Raw genomic sequence first — 820 nt, 5'->3', positions numbered from 1 at the left:
TCCTCTTTCTCCAGTGTCTCTATTTCGATGAGTGGTGCTTTATTAGCTTGTCTGTATTTGATTGAATTGCTGATCAGATTTTGTAAAATGCTTTGAAGATAAAGCTGTGGATAGTGAATATCTGGTGCTTTAGAAAAATCTGCTCGTATTTTCACCTTAGCGTCCTTAATTTGAGTTACTAGGCTTTCTGTTACGCTAGTGAAAACCTCTCTAAATTTGAGATGCTCATTAGTGGGATGGTGAGATTCCTGTATTGCAATAACATCATTCAAAGTGTAAATGGTATTGCTCATGATTCCAATAGAGGTAACCATCTTGTCGAATAGCCCCTGACATTCTTTTTTTATGCCGTCTGATTCGTCAATGAACTGAACAAGTGATTGAAGGTTGGTGAGCGGTGCTTTCATATCGTGAGCCGCTATATATGCCAGTTCTTCCAATCGCTTGTTCGTTTTGAGGAGTTGCTGTTCTGCTTTTTTTAATTCTGTAATGTCACGAGTAACTATTGCGAGACCTTCTCCTGTCATAAAAGCCCGAACGCTAAATTGTTTTTTTCCAAACTTTTTTGATTGGCTTACATCCTCACTCATAAACGGACTGCCACCACCTATAACGGCTTTGTATGCCTCCAAGCGACCAGTTCTTTCAATGTCTGGGATAAGTGTTTTTATATTCTTGCCGATGGTCTGCTTATAGCTCATATTCATTAGCTGTAAACCCGCCTTATTAATTTCTAACAGATTAAGTTTCGCATCGTGGATTGAAATTGAGTCAGGCGAATTATCTATAAAGTCTTTTAAATTTTTCATTTTAGTTAACT

1 protein-coding gene is annotated in these 820 nt (G+C 37.8%); it reads right to left on the bottom strand.

The window, feature by feature from the left end; translation table 11 throughout:
- Positions 1 to 809 (bottom strand): PAS domain S-box protein (locus tag CXF67_RS00090; RefSeq protein ID WP_257984526.1); only part of this gene is annotated, 809 nt, incomplete at its 3' end.
- Positions 810 to 820: the final 11 nt, after the last annotated feature.

It is taken from the genome of Psychroflexus sp. MES1-P1E (assembly GCF_002836055.1).
Lineage (GTDB): Bacteria > Bacteroidota > Bacteroidia > Flavobacteriales > Flavobacteriaceae > Psychroflexus.
Note: the sequence above shows the minus strand (reverse complement) of the source record. Positions and strands in the feature narration are given on the sequence as shown.